The sequence below is a fragment of the Hydrocarboniclastica marina genome (assembly GCF_004851605.1).
Lineage (GTDB): Bacteria > Pseudomonadota > Gammaproteobacteria > Pseudomonadales > Oleiphilaceae > Hydrocarboniclastica > Hydrocarboniclastica marina.
The window spans coordinates 425117-446962 of the sequence record NZ_CP031093.1; the positions used below are offsets into that span (position 1 = coordinate 425117).

At 60.3% G+C, this 21846-nt stretch carries 10 protein-coding genes; 4 read left to right on the top strand and 6 right to left on the bottom strand.

The window, feature by feature from the left end; genetic code table 11:
* Positions 1-253: 253 nt before the first annotated feature.
* Positions 254-2005, top strand: a complete 1752-nt coding sequence (locus tag soil367_RS01910; protein ID WP_136546387.1) for an MBL fold metallo-hydrolase — start codon at positions 254-256, stop codon at positions 2003-2005.
* A 54-nt stretch (positions 2006-2059) separates the two neighbouring features.
* Here soil367_RS01910 and soil367_RS01915 read toward each other — a convergent pair whose 3' ends face one another.
* From soil367_RS01915 to soil367_RS01940, 6 genes are all read right to left on the bottom strand, one after another.
* Complete coding sequence (locus soil367_RS01915; RefSeq protein WP_136546389.1) at positions 2060-2758, bottom strand: ABC transporter ATP-binding protein; 699 nt, start codon at positions 2756-2758, stop codon at positions 2060-2062.
* Positions 2758-3513 carry an ABC transporter ATP-binding protein gene (locus tag soil367_RS01920; RefSeq protein WP_136546392.1) on the bottom strand — a complete coding sequence of 252 codons (756 nt, stop codon included), beginning with the start codon at positions 3511-3513 and terminating at the stop codon, positions 2758-2760. The genes soil367_RS01915 and soil367_RS01920 overlap by 1 nt, the downstream gene beginning before the upstream one ends.
* A complete protein-coding gene (locus soil367_RS01925; RefSeq protein WP_136546394.1) occupies positions 3510-4835 on the bottom strand; it encodes a branched-chain amino acid ABC transporter permease in 1326 nt (441 codons plus the stop codon). The genes soil367_RS01920 and soil367_RS01925 overlap by 4 nt, the downstream gene beginning before the upstream one ends.
* Positions 4832-5776 carry a branched-chain amino acid ABC transporter permease gene (locus soil367_RS01930; protein ID WP_172962247.1) on the bottom strand — a complete coding sequence of 315 codons (945 nt, stop codon included), beginning with the start codon at positions 5774-5776 and terminating at the stop codon, positions 4832-4834. The genes soil367_RS01925 and soil367_RS01930 overlap by 4 nt, the downstream gene beginning before the upstream one ends.
* Before the next feature lie 117 nt (positions 5777-5893).
* Positions 5894-7141: a branched-chain amino acid ABC transporter substrate-binding protein gene (locus soil367_RS01935; RefSeq protein WP_136546396.1), complete on the bottom strand. Its 1248-nt coding sequence runs from the start codon at positions 7139-7141 to the stop codon at positions 5894-5896.
* A gap of 428 nt (positions 7142-7569) precedes the next feature.
* The gene (locus soil367_RS01940) at positions 7570-8352 is read right to left on the bottom strand and encodes an SDR family NAD(P)-dependent oxidoreductase (protein ID WP_136546398.1); all 783 of its coding nucleotides are present in this window, start codon (positions 8350-8352) and stop codon (positions 7570-7572) included.
* Between the two features lie 308 nt (positions 8353-8660).
* Between soil367_RS01940 and soil367_RS01945 the strand changes: the two genes are divergently transcribed.
* From soil367_RS01945 to soil367_RS01955, 3 genes are all read left to right on the top strand, one after another.
* Complete coding sequence (locus soil367_RS01945; protein ID WP_136546400.1) at positions 8661-19412, top strand: Ig-like domain-containing protein; 10752 nt, start codon at positions 8661-8663, stop codon at positions 19410-19412.
* A 103-nt stretch (positions 19413-19515) separates the two neighbouring features.
* A complete protein-coding gene (locus soil367_RS01950) occupies positions 19516-20754 on the top strand; it encodes a permease (protein ID WP_136546402.1) in 1239 nt (412 codons plus the stop codon).
* 216 nt (positions 20755-20970) lie between these two features.
* The gene (locus tag soil367_RS01955; protein ID WP_136546404.1) at positions 20971-21780 is read left to right on the top strand and encodes a PEP-CTERM sorting domain-containing protein; all 810 of its coding nucleotides are present in this window, start codon (positions 20971-20973) and stop codon (positions 21778-21780) included.
* The last annotated feature ends 66 nt before the right edge of the window (positions 21781-21846 follow it).

A 21846-nucleotide genomic window follows, 5' to 3' on the forward strand; every position in this document is an offset into this window, starting at 1 on the left:
AACGCGTTGGTCTGCTAAAGCTGGACGTTATAATTCATAACGTTACGAAACGATTTCCGACCCGTTCTGATCGGGCAAGGAGCTCTACTCGTCTGTGGAAGCGGGGCTCCAGGCAGGATCTGAGACGCATTAGGCACTTATACGGAGGCACCGCCTGAGGTGCCGATGGGGGGTAGGTCACATGGCTGCGCCCGGCAGCCCCGATTCGGTAAGATGCTAGCGGTGCCCCAAGGATTGCTGAGGACATAACCCTATGGCAGTGATAACCCCGCGCCCGGCCGCGACCCTGATCCTCTGCCGGGATCGCCCCGGTGGACCGGCACCGTCGACGGATGACCCGGGCGGCATCGAGGTGCTGCTGGTGCAGCGGACTCACCAGGCTGTATTTATGCCGGGCGTTTTTGTTTTTCCTGGCGGCGCGGTGGACCCCGGCGATGATGCGCATGATCTGCACCTGCACGTTTCGGGCCTGGCGGCGGCTGAGGCTAACGGATTGCTGGAGGTTGAGGGCGGCGGCCTGGGTTATTTGACGGCGGCTGTGAGGGAGTGTTTCGAGGAGGCGGGGATTCTGCTGGGACGAGACCTGCGCAGAACACAGCCGCGCGCCAACGGTTGCGCCTACCTGAGCCATGAATCCCACGCCCTGGCGGCACAGTGCCAGGCGTTAAGGGAGCAGATGCTCGCCGGCGCCGTGACGATGCCGGAACTGTGCAAGCGGCTCTCGATCTGCCTGCCATTGGACCAGATTGCGTATCTCAGTCGCTGGATAACGCCGCCGGGTCCGCCACGGCGTTTTGATACGCGCTTTTTCGTGGCCAAGGCACCGGTCGACCAGCGCGCCAGCCACGACGGCCACGAAACGATTGATCATCTCTGGATAGGTCCAGGCGACGCCATTGAGCGGAACCAGCGCGGCGACCTGTCGCTGGGCCTGCCCACCCGCGCCTCGCTGGAGGCGCTGGCCGGGTTTGCCACAACGGATGAGCTGATGAACCACCTGCATCGGGCGCGTTCAGGTGTCAGGACCGACCTTGGGCCGCAACGGAGTCGGTCGCGTCCAGCCACGGGCCGACAGGGCCAACAGATTATTGATCCGAGCCATCCCGCCTACGCGGAGGTTGAGAAGCTTGACCCCGGACGACAGGGTATCGCGCAATGCGAGATTCTGCCGGGTTGCATGACGATGATGTCGCCCACCATAGGTCGTATCACCGCGCCAAATCCCGGCATCATGACCGGACCGGGCACCAATTCCTATATCATCGGCCGGGGCCGGGACCGGGCTGTGATCGACCCCGGCCCCGCGATCGACGCCCACCTCGAAGCCATTCTGGCCGCGGTGGGGTCGCAGGGCGGACAGCTGCGCTGGATTCTTGTGACCCATACCCATCGTGATCATTCCCCCGGCGCGGCCCGGCTCAAGGCAGCTACTGGCGCGACTGTGCTGGGAATGGAAGCGCCAGCGGACGACTATCAGGACCCAAGCTTTACGCCAGACGCTACGCTGGCGCACGGCGAACGTATCGACGGCGACGATTTCAGCCTGAAGGCGATACACACGCCGGGGCATGCCTCCAACCACATCTGCTACCTGCATGAGCAGGACGGTGTGCTCTTCTCCGGCGACCACATCATGCAGGGCTCGACCGTAGTGGTTAACCCACCGGACGGCGACATGGCGGCCTATATGGCATCACTCCGGGATCTGAAGCGGGAAAATGCCCTCTACATTGCACCGGGACACGGCTTTCTCATGGATCAGCCCAACCGCGTGATCGACCGCCTCATCGCTCACCGTCAGAAGCGGGAGGACAAAGTGATCACAGCATTGACGTCGGCAGCTGGTATCGATGAGCAAACTCTGGTGGCGAAGGTCTACGACGACGTTCCCAGTGCTGTTCATCCGCTGGCCCAACGTTCGATGTTGGCGCATCTCTATAAACTGGAAAGCGAAGCCCGGGTGATCCGCGGAGCGGATGGCTGGAGACTGCTAAAACCCTGGTAGGCGCCTGCTTTTTAACAAGCGCCTGACAATGAGCAAGTGCCTGACCACGAGCCATCAGACCTCCAACCATTCCTTGCGGATTTCGGGGTTGGCCTGCAACGAATCCGGAGTCCCGTCAAAGACGATTTTGCCCTCGCCCATGACATAGACCCGATGCGATATCTGCAAAGCAATACTGAGCTTCTGTTCCACCAGGAGCACGGCGATGCCAGCTGCGGCGATTTCCTCGAGGATGGCGGCAACGTCAGCGACGACTTTGGGTGCGAGGCCCTCGGTGGGCTCGTCCACCATGATGCACCTGGGGTCGCCCATGAGGGTGCGGAACATGCTCAGCATCTGCTGCTCGCCGCCGGACAGCACCTCGGCAGGGGTGTGTTCCCGCTCGCGCAGCCGGGGGAAGCGTTTGTAGACGGCCTCGAGTGTCCACTGGGTGCCAGTCTGGCCTCGGCGTTTCATGCCCAGCTCGAGGTTTTGTGCCACGGTCAGGCCGGGGAAAATCGCCCGATCCTCCGGCACATAGCCTACCCCGGCGTGGGCGACCTGATGCGCGGACAGGCCCGCGAGCTGTTTGCCCTCCATGCGGATGTCGCCCTTGGGCGGAACCAGACCCATCACGGCCTTGCACAAGGTGGAGCGTCCTACGCCGTTGCGGCCCAGAAGGCTGACGATCTCGCCCGCCCTGACGTCCATATTCACACCGCGCAATACATGGCTCTTGCCGTAGTAGGCGTGTAAGTCCCGTATCTGCAGCATCAGTGCACCTCCGTGCCGAGATAGGCTTCCTGGACCGCGGCATTGGCGCGGATCGCTTCGGGGGAACCGGTCGCGATGACCTCGCCATAGACCAGTACCGAGATCCGGTCTGCCAGCTCGAAAACAACGCCCAGGTCATGTTCAACCAGCACCAGCGTGCAGTCGGCGGTGATTGTCTGGATGAGGTTCACCACGGCGTCGGCTTCGTGCCGGCTCATGCCGGCGGTAGGCTCGTCCAGCAGAATAACTTTGGCGCCAGATGCAATGGTTGCACCGATTTCCAGGGCCCGTTGTTCGGCGTAGGTGAGCAGCGACGCCGGCACATCGGCCCGGTGCTGCAGGTTAAGTTGCTCCATCAGTTCTTCGGCCCGGGCAGTGAGGGCCTTCTGGGACAGCACACTCTTCCAGAAAGCGTACTTGTGTCCCGCCGCCCAGAGCAGGGAGCAGCGCAGGTTCTGTATGACTGTCATGTTCTGGAACAGGTTGGTCACCTGAAAGCTGCGGCTGAGGCCTTTGCGGTTGACCCGGTGGGGCGGGAGGTTGCTGATGGTTTCGCCGAACAGTTCGATGGTGCCGCCGGAAACCTGCAATCGTCCGCTGATCAGGTTGAACAGGGTGGACTTGCCAGCGCCATTCGGCCCGATGACCACGTGACGCTCGTTTTCCTGGATCTCCAGGTCGACACCCCGAATGATCTCCGCGCGGCCGAAGTTCTTTCTCACGTCTTGCAGTTTCAGCGCCGTGCGAGTGCTCATTGCTCACCTCCGGAAGACGTTGCGGCCGCCCTGCGGCGAAGCAGGGGGCGGGCGTGGGCATTCATCAGTGCCAGCCCGACCGCGCTGATGCCCAGAGAGACGAGCCAGGGCAGGGCGTTGGTGACGTTGACCGTCAGGCCCATCAGATTCATGGGAGCACTGGGGTCCCAGCTGCCGAAATAGTGATAGGCGAGCTCAACGACGCAGACCAGCCCGAAAATCGCGATAAGCGTGGTGGCCAGAAGGTATAGGCGTATCAGCGTTGTCCCTTTCCACTGGCCCGCGCGGATCGCAGCGAGCTGTTGATGTAGCAGACCGAACAGGCCCTGGGGCGCAAACATCACAACAGCAATAAACATCAGGCCGAAATAAAGGACCCAGGCCTCGGTGACCGATGACAGTGAAGTCTCCAGATAAGTGACCAGGATGGCGCCAAATATCGGCCCGAAGAAATAACCGATGCCGCCCAGGTAAGTGGCCAGCAGCACCTGCCCCGAGACAACCTGGCCCACTGTCTCGTCGGTGATGATCTCATCGGCGAGAATGAACAGCCCGCCCGCCAATCCCGCAAAGAATGCAGACAGCGAGAACTGGATAAACCGCACCATCTGCGGGTTATAACCGACGAATTGTGCCCGCTCCGGGTTGTCCCGCACGGCATTGGCCATCCAGCCCAGAGGCGTACGGCGTAGCGCGAACATGCCAATGGCAGAGATCAGGGTCCAGGCCACTATCAGGTAGTAAACGTTGATGCTGGGGCCATAGTCCACGCCGAACAGGGAAGGCGCCTGCACCCGGTTACCGAACAGGCCGCCTTCGCCGCCGAAGAAGTTGGTAAACATCAGGGAGCTGGAGTGCACCAGGGCGCCGATGCCCAAGGTGATCATGGCGAACACCACGCCTGCACGCCGGGTCGAGACCGCGCCGAATATAATGCCGAACCCGAGCCCGGAGAAAGCGCCTACCAGCGGCAGCAATTCCAGGGGCAGCCCGGTGCCGGCTTCGTTGACCATCCGCAGAACGTGCATGGTGCAGAAACCGCCGAGGCCAAAATAGACGGCATGGCCGAACGAAAGCAGCCCGGTATTACCCAGCAGCATGTTGTAGGAGAGGGCGAAGATAGCCAGGATGCCCATCTGGCTCAACATGTCGACAGAATGGCCTGAGCTGAATATGAGCGGTAGCACCAGGGCGGCCACGACGACAGCGGCCCAGGGCCAGAGACTGATGTAGCGGAAACCGGGCTGGTTGCCCTCAGTCGCGGTGGGCCTCGTGCTTTTGTCAGCGTTTGTGCTTGTGTCGGGTTCTAGTGGAGCACTCATGTTTCACGTTTCCCCATCAATCCGCGTGGACGGAAAATCAGCGTCAGTACCAGCAACAGGAACGGCAATACCGGGGCGAGCCTCAACGAATCCATATACCAGATTGTCGCGAAGAAGCTTTCCCTCGAGACTTCGATGCCGCTGAAAACGCGGGCCAGGGAGAAGTCGACTGAAAGGGCCAGCGTCTGCAAAACGCCGATAATGATGGAGGCAATCAGGGCGCCTGGGACTGACCCCAAACCGCCCAGCACCACGACCACGAACACGATCGGCCCCATCAGGAAGGCCATGCCCGGCTCCGTGATCAGGTGGATGCCGCCGACCACGCCGCCCAGTCCAGCCAGGGCGCAGCCGATGGCGAAGACCCACATGAAAACCTGGGGAACGTTATGGCCAAGTGCCGAGACCATGTCAGGCCGGGAGAGCGAGCCCTGGATGATCAGCCCCGCCCGGGTTTTCTTGAGCAGAACGTAAAGCGCCGCGAACATGACGACCGATACGGCCAGAATGAACACCTTGAACGCCGGGTAGTCGATACCGAACATCGTGAACAAGGTGAAGTCGAGAGCTTCCGGCATGCGGTAAGGCACCGGCACCGTGCCCCAGAACAGACTAACCAACTCGTCGATCACATAGGCCAGGCCGAAGGTAAAGAGCAGTTCCGGTACATGTCCGTGCTGATGGACGTGCCGCAAACCGAAACGTTCAACTGCGGCGCCGATCATGCCGACCAGGATGGGCGCGAGAAACAGCGCCACCCAGAACCCGGTCACCATGCCTACGGTGTAAGCGAAATAGGCGCCGAGCATGTAGAAGCTGGCATGGGCAAAGTTGAGAACGCCCATCATGCCAAAGATAAGCGTGAGGCCGCTGGACAGCATGAACAGCAGCATGCCGTACAGGAGGCCGTTTAGAAGAGAGAATGCAATGGTTTCCAGCATCTGAATCCCCGGCCTTTGATCATCTGTGCGTCTGGTGGCGTATGACTGCCACCAGACACGTAGGTCTGCAGCTCAATGCTTCCATCAGGCTCGTAGCCTGATGTCCCGCAGGGGAGACTAGGGGCGCTGCATTTCACAGGTGGTCGGGAGGGTCGCCTGCTCGGCGGGAATCTTGGCCAGGGTACGGAAGCCCAGGCCGGAGTTGTCCGCATCGTATTTGGCGTCGGAATCCATCACGGAAATATACATGGGCTGAATCATCTGGTGGTCTTTCTCACGCAACGTCACCGTGCCCGTTGGGGACTCGAAGGTCATGCCTTCCAGTGCTTTGGCCACAGGTACCGCATCGGTCGTGCCGGCTTCTTCGATTGCGGCCTTGAGCATATACATCTGGTTGTAGATCTGGTGGTAGTACCAGTCGATCTCGGGGTAACGCTTTTTGAAATCGTTGAACCATTTTTCGTAGTCGGAGAGTTTCTCATCCACGTTAACGTCGGCATGCCAGGTTGTGATCTGGTGGAGCGAATCCTCGCCCCGCTCGCTTACCGCAGCCGGGGTACCCAGGCCGCCGCCGTAGTAGGTGTAAAAGTCAACGTCGAGGCCGGCACTGTCCGCGGCGCGCACCAGCAGGGAAAGGTCATTGCCCCAGTTGCCGCTGACAACGGAGTCCGCTCCGGACTGCTTGATGCGTGAGACGTAAGGCGAGAAGTCCCGTACCTGGCCGATCGGGTGGAGCACATCGCCGACGATCTCGATTTCGGGGTTTTTCTCCTTGAGCATTTCTTTGGCCAGCTTTGAAATCACATGGCCGTGGGAGTAGTCCTGATTGATCAGGAAGACTTTCTTGATGTCATCCTGCTTGGCCATGTAGTTGGTCAGTGCCTCAAGCTTGATGTCGCTGGCCGCATCGAAGCGGAAGTGGTAGAAGCTGCATTGATCGTTTGTCAGGGCGGGGTCGACCGCTGCGTAGTTAAGGAAAAGGATACGGTCGTCTTTGTTGCGGCGGTTATTGCGGTCGATGGCCTGGATCAACGCACCGGCCACGTTTGAACCGTTGCCCTGGGTTACAAACGGAATATCCTCGTCGATCGCGCGTTGCAGGAGCTGGGTGGATTCGGATGCGCTCTGCTTGTTATCCATGGGTACGATTTCGAACTTGCGGCCCATGACGCCGCCTTCCTGGTTGATCATATCCGCGGCGAAACGGAAGTGCTTCAGCCCGGCATCACCGACGTTGGCGAAGGCCCCCGAGAGGGGTTCAATATAGGCGATGCGGATCGGATCTTTGGATGGTTCAGCGGTAGCGGACAGGGATAGAGCGAGCAGGACACCGGCGATCAGGCCGGACTTGTGACGACTAGCCATACTATTCTCCTCAATCTTCACGGCCTACGGGGATGTGGCCTTTTTATAGTTGTTGCGACTTTCGGAGTGCTCAGGCAGAGCGGGCACAGGACGGTGCCGGTACTCTCCTGATGGTGAACTGTTAAACAGGTCCCCGTCAGTTATAAAGCGAGTGCCTCGTCGATTCAATGAGCGGTTGGTATTATTTTAAAGCGGTACGGTGTTTCGTTATTACGGGTGAGGAATTCGCACAGTTCTGCAGAGCGAAACATTCCCGCGGAGTGGAACTTGCACGACTTAAGAGTTGCCGGCTGGTGCGCGGTGCGCACCCTACGGAGGCTATATCTGTGCTGATGCCCGGCGCATCAAGGCTGACCTCAGGTAGGGTGCGCACTGCGCACTGCGCACCGCGCGCCTCTGCAACCCTTCTGCAGCCGGGAGAGTGCTGTTTACCGCCGCGGAACACCAGAGTTCAGATGGGCTCCACCATCAACCAGCAGGGACTCGCCAGTCGTCAGGTCACCCCCAATCAACAGTCCCAGGACGATCTGCGCGACGGTTTCTGGCGTCGCCGTGTCGTTGAGCGGGGCTGTTGCACGGGTCTGATCCAGAATTTTTCCGTACCGTTCCTTACCCAGCCCTTTCTCCAGCCATTCCCCCTGGACGAATCCCGGGCAAACGGCATTAACCCGAACCTGGGGGCCCAGCACCCGTGCTAGAGATTTGGTCAATGTCAGCAGTGCCCCTTTCGAAGCCGCATAGGCGATTGAACTGCCCACTCCCGCCAGCCCGGCAATGGAAGCCATGTTAATGACATGGGCGATGGGTTGCGCCCGCAGAGCTGCTTCAGCGGCGCGGGTCATCTGGAACGGGCCAATAGTATTAACTGCGTAAAGGTCGAGGAAGTCCTGCTTGTCCAGCCCCGCCAGGTTCTCATGGGCGCAGAATTGGGTGGTGCCCGCGTTGTTGATCAGAACATCCAGCCGACCGAATCTGGCGACCGTTGCCTCAACCAGCGCCCGGCAGTCGTCATCTTCGGCGACGTTGGCCTTCTGTACCAGCACCCTAACGCCCAGAGCCTCGCATTCAGTGGCCACCGCGCGGGCGCCGGCGTCATTGCGGCTGTAATTGATTACGACATGACAGCCCTGTTCGGCCAGGGCCCGGGCTATGGCCGCACCTATGCCGGAAGACGAACCGGTGACGATCGCGACCGCATCCTTAAGTTTCATAAATAGATCCTCGGCTGGAACCCAACGGGTCATTAGTGTGCTAGGCACCTGAGAAACTAGCAGAGGTGGAGGCACGAAGGAAATCAGGACGGCAAGCGGGTCTTTCGGTGCCAGGACAGTAGAGTCAGGGAAAACCTGCGTCATGCCCGGCGGGACATGGATAGGCTCTGCATGTAAGCGGATGTAAGCACTCTGCAATAAATGGTTAGCAGCACTGGCTGGACCACGATTTATAAACAATAGTTAAGGCTCCAGCTTTTGTTGCCCCGCACTGGACGAAAAAGGGGCGTTCGCTCGGAGTTTCAATTTTGTACCGTCGTCGCATTGTGTGCCTGCTGTGGTTTCTATTGCTGACAGCTTGCGGCGGTTCGGATTCTGACGACACCGCCACTCAACCCCATACTCCGACAGCACCCGTAGTCAGCGGCGCGACCGACGGTGCCGGCACTGTTACGCTTGCGAGTGACGTAACCCGCCTGCCGCCCCCCTACGATCCTGACACTGTGGCTGCCATTTCCGTGCTGACTGACCATGGCGCGGTGGGTCAGGGGCGGATTATCGATGACACCGTATCCTTTCTCGGCGTTGCCCCCGCAAATCATCGTGTTGAGGTCACACTGAACGGTCAGTTCATGGGCACAGTAATGGCCCGTACCGACGGAACCTGGTCCTTTGACAACAGCCGTTCGCCCCTGGCCGTGGGTGCGCACGCGGTAACCACGGTCGGCATCTCACCTGCTGACAGCCGGACAACAGCCCCCGAAACCTTTACCTTTACTTACGATCCCTCCGCGCCGGTTGCGCCGCTGATCGGGTCCGTGTCTGACGACACACGTATTGCCGGGGACGGCGTAACGTCAGACAACACGCTACTGCTCTTCGGCACGGCGGAGTCCGGCGCCAGGGTCGACGTTTACGTCAACGACACTTTTATAAGCGATGTTGAGGCCTCGGCTGACGGAAACTGGACGTTCGATTACCGTGCGGCGTCGCTCCCTGATGGCCTCTATCGCTTTTCGGCCGAAGCTATCCTTTACGGAATGCGCAGCGCCGTGTCCGTGCAATACCCGGTGCTGGTGGATACCCAGGCCCCAGTGGCGCCCGCAGTGAGCGGTGTCACACCCGACACCGGTAGCAACAACGCAGACGGCCTGACCCGTAGTACGACCTGGACATTAGGCGGAACTGCGGAGCCAGGCGCGAGCGTGACGGTCCTGCTGGGTGGCGCGGCGCTGGCCAGCACTACTGCGGCCATAGACGGTACCTGGTCGTTGGCCCATGACGCCTCGTCGCTGACCGACGGCTCGCATCTGATCTCGGCACGCGCGATGGATGCGGCGGGCAATACGTCCGCTGTTTCTGCACCCTACACAGTCCAACTTGACCGCTCCGCACCTGCGACGATTACCAGTCTGAGCTTTGCCCCCGATACCGGAGCAGCAAACGATGGCATCACCGCCAATGGCGCACTGACCTGGTCGGGCACCGGCCCCATCGGCCAGACCGTAGAGGTCTTCCTGGACGGCAGCCCGATCGGCAGCGCTCAGATTGACGGCGCCGGCGCCTGGTCGCTGGATGCGAGCGCGACGCCGGTGGCAGAGGGACAGTACGCGGTGACGGCTACTGTTCGGGATGCTGCGGGCAATACCTCAACCGTTTTTGATGGCGGCTCCCTTGTGGTTGATGCCAGCGAGCCCCTCGCGCCCTCCGTTACCGCATTTGCCAACGATACCGGCGTGGCCGGAGATGGGCTTACGCGGGACACGGGGCTCCTGTTTTCGGGCACTGCCGAGGCCGGTGCCAGCGTAGCCGTCTACCTTAACGGCGGCGCCCTCGGCTCGGTCACGGCCACCCCTGGCGGAACATGGAGTTTTGATCATTCCGCAGTGACGCTGGCCGACGGTATATACGGCGTAGAGGCCCGCGCCACGGATGGGGCCGGCAATGTCTCTCCCTTGTCCGCCACGCTGACAGTCACCGTAGATACCGCCACGACCGCACCGGACGTTGAGACGATCAGCGACGACACCGGAACAGCCGGAGATGGCATTACCAGCGACAACACCCTGACCATTGCCGGCTCCGCGGAGCCTGGTGCGCAAGTGGCTGTTCTCCTGGATGGCAGTGCCATAGGTACAGTGAGCGCCAACGGTGGCGGCATCTGGAGCCTGGACTACACGGGTGTGACGCTGGCAGAGGGAAATTTTGTATTGACCGCGCTGGCGACTGATGTCGCGGGCAATACTGCAGCCTCTTCGGCGTTCGCTCTCACTGTCGATCGGACGGCGGCGGCGCCCGTAATCACCGGTATCACGGACGACACGGGTACGCCGGATGATGGGCTCACTTCTGACGCGGAACTGATTTTCGCCGGAACCGCCGAAGCCAATGCCCGCATTGAGCTGTTCCGTGACGGCTCCTCCCTCGGAACCACAACGGCGGACAGCAGCGGCGACTGGACCTTTGACCATAGCGGCGTGACTCTCGCGGACGGCAGCTATGCCATGACGGCCCAGGCCGAAGACACGGCCGGCAATGTCTCTGTGCTTTCCGGGGCTTTTTCGCTGCAGGTGGACTCCGTTTCTGCTGCGCCGGTGGTTACCGCCATCAGCACTGATACTGGCACCGTTGGCGACGGCGTAACGGCTGACAATACCCTGCAATTCAGTGGCACCAGCGAGGCCGATGCGTCCGTGGAAGTGTTCGTTGATGCGGTTTCGGTCGGCACGGCCGCGGCCGACAGCAGCGGGAACTGGAGCTATAGCCATACGCCGGTTCTGGCAGACGGCGCCCACACCATCACGGCTCAGGCCACCGACCTGTCGGGTAACACGTCGCCCGTGTCGGCGGACTACCTGGTGACGGTTGACACTGCCACAGCGACCCCGGCGGTGACCGCTTTTACCACCGATACCGCCACGACAGGCGACGGTATAACCCGCGATGACAGCCTCTCATTCAGCGGCACCAGCGAAGCAAACGCCGCGGTGGACGTCGCCCTTGATGGCACGGTGATCGGGACGGCTACGGCGGATGGTAGTGGTAACTGGACTTTCGACCACACGCTCACCCCGCTGGATGATGGCACCTATGCCGTTACTGCTGAAGCCACTGATCCGGCGGGCAATGTCTCGGCTGTCTCAGCGGCGCTGAATTTCACCGTCGACACCAGCATCGCGCAGCCCTCGGTTGAAGGCATCAGCGCAGACACCGGCACGGCCGGCGACGGTATCACCAGCGACACGTCCCTCATATTCAGCGGAACCAGTGAAAGCAATGCTTCTGTACAGGTTTTGCTGGACGGCTCCGCGATCGGTACCACCAGCGCGGACAGCGCCGGAGACTGGAACTACGATCACACAGCCTCTTCGTTGGGCGAGGGCAGCTACGCCGTAACAGCCGTCGCGACGGACGTCGCCGGTAATGTCTCCATAGTTTCATCCGCGCTGGCGCTGGTGGTCGACACCAGCGCCACAGCGCCAGCAGTGACCAGTATCAGCGCGGATACCGGCACCGCTGGCGATGGCATCACGTCTGATCGCACGCTCGTCGTCAACGGTACTGGCGAAGCGGCGACCACGGTGGAAGTATTCAGGAATGGAACGTCCCTGGGAACAGAAACCGTTGCCGGGGACGGCAGCTGGAGCTTTGACAGTGCCCCCGCGTCGCTGGCCGATGGCGCTTACACATTCACCGCTGCGGTAACCGACAAGGCGGGCAATACCTCTGCAGCGTCCTCCGGGTTCGCGGTTACCGTTGACGGCCAGGCGCCAGGCACCAGCACCTTCTCGCCAGCCAACGGCGCCACCGGCGTAGTATTGGCGGCTGACTTATCGGTGACCTTCGACGAGATCGTTTACGCTGGCTCCGGCAACCTGGTGATCCACGAGAAGGCCGGCGGTGCGGTAGTTGAGACCATTCCCATGGGCGATGCCCGGGTTACAGGAATGGGCACGGCGACGTTGACCCTGAACCCGACAGATCCTCTTGTGGGTGGTACCGAGTACTACGTGACCATCGATTCGGGCTGGGTAACGGATCTGGCCGGTAACAGCTACGCCGGCATCAGCGGCGACGCCACCTGGGCGTTTACGACAGTGGATTTCACCCTGGCCGCCTCAACACCGGCTGACGAGGCCACAAACGTTGCCCTGGATACCGGGCTGACGCTGGTCTTCAGTGAGCCTGCCTACAGGGGCACCGGAACGGTTCTGATTCGGCAGCTCAGCGATGACGCAATTGTCGAAGCCATTGACGTGGCGACTGCCGGCATAACCGGCGCCGGCACTTCAACTTTGGCTCTGGCGTTCCCGGACACACTCGCGCCCAGCACCGCGTACTACCTGGAAATCGCCGCGGGCGCCTTTGAAAACGCCAACGGCGTCGCCTACGCAGGCATCACTGGCAATACTGACCTGAACTTCACGACAATCACCTCCACCACACCTACGATCACCAACGTCACTTCATCGCTCGCGGACGGAACCTACCGGGGTGGCGATGTCATTCCGGTGCAGGTCACCTTCAGCGAGCTAGTCAACGTTACCGGCACGCCGCGACTGCAACTGAACCTGGATGGCTACGACAAGTTCATCAGCTACACCACCGGCAGCGGCAGCAATACGCTGCAATTCGACTATCGGGTCACCACCGGGGACGCCACGGGCGACCTGGCCTATACGTCGGCCGCCGCGCTGGAACGCAATAACGGCAGTATCCGCAACGCTGATCAGGCCAACGCCGATCTGACTCTACCCACCCCCGGCGCGGCGGGCTCCCTCAGTGGCAACAAAAACATCGTCATTACAGCTGCTGCGCTGGATATTACTGACCTCTCGCCCAGCGATGGGTTCTTTATCCAGGGCTATGAGGTGGCGGATCAATTTGGACGCTCCCTCGGTGCGGGCGGTGATATCAATGGCGACGGCTACGAGGACATCGTCATCGGCGTCAATCTCAGTGATATTGACGCGGGCGATGCCGGGGCGGCTTACGTGATCTTCGGTAAACCCGGTGCGACACGAGCCCATATTGACGTTGGTGCGCTTGATGCCAGCGACGGCTTTCTGATCCATGGCGCCGACGCTGCGGATTACCTCGGCATGACCGTGGACCTGAGTGGCGACCTCAACGGTGACGGCTACGACGATGTCGTGGTGATCGCGTCCCATGACGACACTGTTGTCACCAATGGCGGTACTGCGTATGTAATCTGGGGGCAGGCCGGCGCGACGCGGACGGATATCAACGTATCGACCATGACCTCAGCGGATGGCTTCCGGATACTTTCCCAGGAAGCCGGCGACTTCCTGGGCAATACGACCGTGATCAGTCCGCAGAACAGCCAGTTTGTCGATGCGGACGGTGACTTCAACGGGGACGGAATCGACGACCTGCTGCTTGGGCACGGTGCCAGCGATAACGACGGTGGTGATAGCGGTCTTGTCTACGTGATCTTTGGCCAGACCGGCGCGACCCGGGCCGATATCAACCTGTCGAGTCTGGGTAGTGAGGGCTTCAAGATAACCACCGGCGGCGCCGCAGGGGAGCATCTCGGCCACAGTGTCCAGTTCCTGGGCGACTTCAACGGCGATGGCCTGAACGACGTCATCGTCGGCGCGCCCCGCTCGGGCCAGATCGCGGGTGATGCTGGCCAAGCCTATGTGATATTGGGCCATGCCGGGCCCACCTACAACAGCGTGAACCTGATGACCCTGGGCTCGGCTGAAGGTTTCAAGATTTCAACATCAGACGGGGTGAGCTGGCTGGGTGGCTCGGTCAGTGGCTCAGATGTCAACGGTGACGGTCTGACCGACCTGCTGGTCGGCAATGTGGCCTCTGACGAGGTCGCCACTGACGCCGGTTCGCTGATCGTGGTTTATGGCCGTTCCGCGGCCAACTACAGCAACATCAGTGTTGGCGCTATTCCTGCGGGCGAGGGCTACACAATTTTCGGCGAAGGGGGCGCAGACTTCTTTGGCCATGCGGTGGAGGGCGCCGGCGACATCAACGGTGATGGCATAGGCGACCTGTTGGTTTCCAGCTGGGTGGATGACGAAGGGGGCGGAGACGCCGGTGCAGCCTGGCTGGTCTACGGTAAGCCGGGTACTGCCCGGACCGACATCCAGCTGAGCACGCTCTCGTCCGCCAATGGATTCAAGATTATCGGTGACGAAGCAGTAGATTACTTCGGTCGTACCAACGCCATCGGCGACATCAACGGCGACGGCTACGACGACATGATCGTGTCGTCGGCGCTGGGCAACAACACCGCTGGGGACGCTGGCGAAATCAATGTCATCTGGGGCAAAGACTTTCTATCAGTCGTAGACGCTGATCTGGTCGGGACCGGCGGCGCCGATTATCTGGTAGGCACAAGCGCGTCCGAGACAATCATGGGTGCAGGTGGTGCCGACCGGATTTCTGCGGGAGCCGGGGACGATATTATCGAAGTATCGGACCTGGCATTCGCTCGCATTGACGGCGGTCGCGGCGAAGACGTGCTGGCCCTGACCGGCGATGAACTGTCTCTGGATCTACGCGCCATAAATTACGAAGTGATCCGCGGCATCGAAGCCATCGACCTGCGCGATCTAGGCAACGGCCTGACGGTCAGCAAAGCCAGCCTGTTAGCCTTGTCGAGTCAGGTACGGACCCTCTACGTGCGTGGCGGCAGCAGCGACTGGGTTGCTGTTGACGGCGCCGAGACCTGGACGGCCAACGGCACGGCGACGGTTAATGCCATCACCTATGACCGCTATGACCTCGGTGAGGTCTCGCTTTTCGTCCAGAGCGAGTTGTCCCAGCCGGCGCCACCGGACGCGCCGGTCGTGCTCGCTTTCAGCAATGATACCGGCGCCGCGGGCGACGGCATAACCGGCGACACTGGTCTGGTGTTCAGCGGGAGTTCAGGCGCCTATGACGGCATTGAAGTCTTTCTGGACGGCGCGCCGATCGGAACAGCTGACGCTGACGGGTCCGGGCTCTGGAGCTTCAACTATTCCACCACGCCCCTCGGCGACGGTGCCTATGCGGTGACTGCCCAAGCGACTAACGGTGGCGGTTATGTGTCGGTTGCCTCTGCCGCCCTCAACGTAATCGTAGACACCGGTACCCCGGTGCCAGCGGTGACTGCGATCAGCGTCGACACCGGCACAGTCGGCGATGGCGTGACTGGCGACAATACCCTTATTTTTAGCGGAACCAGCGAGGCAGATGCCGCGGTGGAGATACTTCTAAATGGTAGCGGAATAGGAACCGCAGTCGCTGACGCCAGCGGTAACTGGAGCTTTGACCATACCGCTGTCGCCCTGTCCGACGGGGCCTACAGCGTTACGGCGCAGGCGACCGATGTGGCGGGGAATGTGTCATCTGTGTCTCCAGCATTCAATGTGATCGTCGACGCTACCGAGCCAGCACCCGTCATTAACGGGATCAGTGACGATACCGGCACCGCCGGTGACGGGATTACCCAGGACACGACACTGTTGATCAACGGTACTTCTGCGAGCAATGCGTCAGTAGCCGTTTTCATAGACGGCGCCTTGGTAGGAACGACCGCGGCCGATGGCAGCGGCGACTGGAGCTATGACCGCAGCGCGGCACCTTTCTCTGACGGGACCTACGCGATAACGGCTCAAGCGACGGACATCGCGGGCAATGTTTCGGCCCTGTCTGTTCCGTTTGGTATCAGCGTCGACACAAGCGCTGACACACCTTCGATAACCGGCATCAGCAACGACACCGGAGCGCCGGGGGACGGCATTACCAGCGACACGACGCTGACCTTCAACGGCACCAGCGAGGCTGATGCTTCGGTCGAGGTCGCTCTGGACGGCACGACGATTGGCACCGCCACAGCGGACGGCTCTGGAAACTGGAGCTATAGCTATGGCACCGCGCTCTCCGAAGGGTCATACAGCATCACCGCCAGGATCGCAGACCTGGCCGGTAACGTCTCGGCGGCTTCCGCAGCCTTCGGTGTCGTCGTCGACACCACCCCGCCTCTCATAGCTTCGCTCGACCCAATGGACGGCGCGACCGATGTCCCCCTGGCGGCGGACCTGACGATCGATTTCGACGAGACGGTTTACGTCGGGTCCGGCGATATCATTATTCGCCGCGCCAATGACAATAGCATCTTCGAGCAGATCCCCGTGGGCGACTCCCGGGTGACCGGTGACGGTACCTCGTCGCTCACCATAAATCCGGCTACCGAATTCGAACTGTTCACAGACTATTACGTGCAGATGGCGGCAGGAACGGTTACGAACGGGGTGGGCAATGCCTTTGCCGGAATCACCGATACGACGACCTGGAACTTCACTTCGGAGAACGCGCTGCTTCTGAATGCATCGTCGCCGGCTGACGGCGATACTGGTGTTGCCCTCGGCAGCGACCTGACACTGACCTTCAACCAGGTAGTAACGCCAGGTTCAGGCCAGGTGCGCGTGCGTGAGTCAGGCGACGGCACGCTCTTTGAAGCGGTCAGTGTGACTTCCCTCCAGGTCACCGGTGCCGGGACATCGGCAATCAAGATCGAATTCAGCGACACCCTCGTGCCCAATACCGGCTACTACGTCGAGGTGGACGCGACCGCATTCAATAACGGTGCGGGCAAGGACTACGAGGGCATCGCCGATAGCACGACCCTCAACTTTACCTCGGCCAATGTCACGACGCCGACCGTGACCAACGTTACCTCATCGGTTGATGGTAGCCACCAGGCAGGCGAGGTCATACCGGTCCTGGTCACCTTCAGCGAGGCCGTAGTGGTCGAAGGCGTGCCACAGATCTCATTGAAGCTGGACGATCAGGACAAGGCCATCAATTACACTAGTGGCTCGGGCGCCGACACGCTGACATTCGCGTACACGGTCGCGCCCGGGGATACCACGCCCGAGCTGACCTATGTCGATGAAAATTCGCTAAATCGCAACGGCGGCTCTATCAGAAGTCTCAGCGACGCCAACGCCAACCTGACGCTGGCGCAGCCGGGTCTTGCCTACTCCCTGTCTTTCAATCGCAACATTTCGGCAGTGGCCACGGTGCTCGATATCACCGGACTCTCCGCCGCGAATGGCTTTTTCGTGCGGGGGCACGATGGCGGCGAGTTCTTCGGCTCTGCACTTGCCGCTGGAGGCGACGTCAACGGTGACGGGTTTGAAGACTATCTGGTCAGCGTTTCTGAGTTTGATGAGAACGGTGTGGATTCGGGTGCGGTGTGGGTGGTCTACGGCCGTCCGGGCAGCACCCGAGCCAACATCAACCTGGGCACTTTCGGCATCGCGGATGGGTTCCGCATCATCGGCTTTGATTCCAACGAAACCCTCGGAACGGCCAGCTCCATGTCGGGCGACCTCAATGGCGACGGTCTCGACGACATTGTTCTGGGTGCCGGCGACAGCAACGAAGGAGCACTCAGCGGTGGCGCAATTTATGTTATCTGGGGCAAGGCGCAGGCTACGCGCAGCGACATCTGGCTGAGTAGCCTGTCGAGCAGTGACGGCTTTGATATCCTGGCTCATGAGAGCGGTCAGCATCTCGGCAGCTCCACCGAAACGGATCCTCTGCCGGTGAGGCTGCTTGATCATTCTGGTGATTTCAACGGCGACGGCATCAATGATCTGGTAATTGGCCACCCCCTCAGCGATGTCGACGGCACAAATAGTGGTGTCGCCTACGTCATTCTCGGCACCTCATCAGCCACACGGAGCAGGATCTCGCTGGGTGCGCTGGGCAGCCAGGGGTTCCGTATACGCACCGGCGGCGCTTCAGCCCAGTACCTGGGCAACAGCGTACGCTTTATCGGCGACTACAACGGCGATGGCCGCAATGATTTGATTATTGGCGAGGTGGACTCGGACACGTCTGCCAGCAATGCGGGGCGGGCTTATTTGATCTTCGGGCAGAGCGGTGCCAGTTTTGCGGATATTGCGGTGTCCTCGCTCGACGGCCTCAATGGTTTTGCTTTGACATCAAACACAGCCTCTGCCCGGCTGGGATCCGATATCACCGGTGCCGACATAAACGGTGACGGCTACACGGACCTCGTAGTTGGCCAGGAGTACGCCTCGCCGAACTCCCGTACCAGGGCAGGCCGCGCAGCTGTCATATACGGCAATACCTCTCTGGCGCCTTACGCCAATATCAATATTGAGACACTGGCGCCGGGCCAGGGCTTCGTGATTCAGGGTGAGTCTGCCTCCGACTACTTTGGCCACGCCACCTGTACTGGCGACCTGGACGCTGACGGCATAGATGATCTTCTGGTTTCTGGCTGGGGCGACAGTCAGGGCGGCGGCGCAGATACAGGGGCTGCATGGGTTCTCTACGGAAAGCCGGGTTATTCACGGGCCGATATCGATCTGGCCATGCTCAGTGGCGCCGATGGTTTCAAAATGCTGGGTGACGGTGGTGGGGATCACTTCGGCAAGTACTGTGCAGTCGGTGATATCAATGGCGATAGCTACGACGACCTGCTGCTTACCTCACAGCACGGCGACGATTTGGCTACGAACGCCGGAGAGTTGAACGTGATCTGGGGCCGAGATTTCCAGGCTCTGGGCTTCGGCAGGCTGACGGGCAACCCATCCGTCAACCATCTGGTCGGGACCGACGGCAACGATACCATCGACGGGAAAGGCGGGGCCGATACCGTGGTGGCCGGCTCGGGTGACGATATCATCCTTGTGTCGGACCTGGCTTTCACCCGGATCGACGGCGGTCGCGGACTTTTCGACACGCTGGCACTTACCGAGGGCGGGTTGACACTGGACCTGACCGCTTTGGGCTACGAGCACATCCGTAATCTTGAAGTGATCGATCTTGCGGGGCTTGGCAACACCTTGACCCTCACAGCGCTTGACTTGCTGGCCATCTCTGACGAAAGCAGTGAGCTGTACGTCATGGGTGGCGCCGATGACTCAGTCTCTGATGCCAACGGCTCCGGCTGGTCCGCGGCCGGCAGCACCTCTGTGCTCGGCGTGACGTTTAATGTCTATACCCGTGATGGGGCTACGCTCTATGTCGAGGGTGCTGTGAGTCAGGGCGGGCTGTAGGCAGAGCTGCTCCATTTGAGCACAACTTCTGCCGTTGTCTTGAGGCGCTCGCTGGCGGTACGATGGACGTCTCGATCAAGTTCGACAATGTACAGGGACGTATATGGATAGCTTTCTGCAGAGTTGGCATGAGGCCGCGATGACCAGCGCCGGGTTCTTCTGGATGGCGCTCTGGGCGTTTGTTCTGGGCTATGTCATCAGCAGCCTGATCCAGGTTCTCGTCACCCAGCAGCGCATGCAGAAAGCCATGGGCAAAACCGGCCCCAAGAGCATGCTGCTGGGGACTTTTTTCGGCTTTATCTCCAGTTCCTGCAGTTTCGCCGCGCTGGCAACCACGCGTGCTTTGTTCCAGAAGGGCGCCGGCCTTGCCCCTTCAATTGCCTTTCTCCTCGCCTCGACAAACCTTGTGATAGAACTTGGGGTAGTGATAGCTATCTTCCTGAGCTGGCAGTTTGTGGTGGCGGAATATGTCGGCGGTATTCTGCTGATCCTGTTTGGCTGGCTGTTTATCCGTATCACTCGCCCGGACAAATTGATCAAGCAGGCGCGGGAACGTCTCGGCAGAGACGAGGACGCGGAAGCAGGCGGAAGCGGGGACTGGCGGAAGAAGATCAAAAGTCGCGAGGGCTGGCAGCAGATAGGGATGACCTATGTCATGGAATGGCAGATGGTCTGGAAAGATGTCCTGATCGGTTTTACCGTCGCCGGTGTCATCGCCGCGTTTGTGCCGGAGAGCTTCTTTCACAGCATCTTTGTCGGCGCGGGTAATGGCGAGGGGGGACAGCCGGGGTTTTTCGCGCTGCTCGCCCAGACGCTGATCGGCCCGATTGCTGCATTTTTTACCTTCATCGGTTCCATGGGCAATATCCCGCTCGCCGCTGTGCTGTTCGGTAACGGCGTCAGCTTTGCCGGGGTTATGGCCTTCATCTTCTCTGATCTGGTCGTGTTGCCAGTGCTTCGGATTAACGCCAGTTACTACGGCTGGAAGATGTCACTCTACATACTGGCCCTGCTTTTAAGTGGACTGGTTTTCGCATCGATGGCCATGCACTACGGTTTTTTTGCGCTGGGGATGCTCCCGGACAGCGATACCGTTCGGGCCGCTACGCAGCAGGATCACTTCAAGTTTGACTACGGGTTTGTCCTGAACCTGATTTTTCTGGCGATCACGGCTGTCCTGATATGGTTCTGGTGGCAGGCCCGGCAGGCGCACGGGCATGAACACGACCATCACGACCACGGCGGTGGTGCGGGCCTGGGTACGATCGTCCTTCGCACCCTCTGTGCAGTCGCGTTAATCTGGTTGGCCGGGGGCCTCGTTCTCGCGCCCGTGCTTGGGTGATGACCGGCGGGATCCTGTGGCCGCTTCCCAGAAAAGTGTGTCAGCTAATTTTACGGGTTTTGCTTTTGCGCAAAATTAGTTGCTGTTACGAATCAGTAAGTTCCTGATTCTAATAACTGCCTCTGCCTAAGGAACAGAATCTGCCTTGTCCACGTCGTTGGCTGCGCCAGCCTGGGTCTGTAACCCCAGTCATAGGATTAACAAGGGAGTTTCACCATGGCATTTAAAAAGGGTTTCGGCCCAATGCAGGTCAAGTCAGTCGTGATCGCTGCACTGATGAGCCTTTTGCTGGCAGGCACCGTGTCCGCCGGCCCGATCATGCACCTCCACGACAGCCAGGGGAATCTGGGCACCGTCGATGTAGAAAGCGGAAACGTGAATATCATCGGCTCGATGGGCGTTACCATGACCGACATCGCCTTTGATACGTCTGGAAACCTCTGGGGCATCTCCTTCACCGGGCTTTATTCGATCAACAGCAGCAATGCTTCAGCCAGCTACATTGGTAACCACAATATTGCCGGGGGCAATGCCCTGGTCTTTGGTACCGACGGGACACTTTATGCTGCGGGAACCAACACCCAGAACCTCTATAGCGTTGACACTTCGAATGCCGCAGCAACCAACCTTGGCAATATGGGTTTCTCCTCAGGCGGCGACCTCGCATTCAATAGCGGCGGTTTCTACATGGCCTCAGACTCAGCGGAGTTGATCAGTATTGACCTGAACGATGTCTCTAACTCCTCGAGCATTGGCGGGTTTGGTGTTGCCAACATGTATGGGCTGGCCACCGGTGACGACGGCCTACTTTACGGTGTAGCAGACACAACGATTTATGGTATAGACCTTCTGACCGGAGCAGCCTCGAACGGCGTCTCCTTCGCAGCCCAGGGCATGGGCCAGGCCTTCGGCCAGAGTTTCTACACTGAAGCGGGAGCCAGTGAAGTTCCGGAGCCTGGTTCCCTTGCGCTTTTGGGTATGGGAATACTGGGGCTGGTTGTCTCAAGAAAGGCGAAAGCCAGCTGATTGTTCAGCCCGTGAGGCACCGGCCGTGCAGCGGCTCGGTGCCCAGAATAAACCGCAGCACCAATC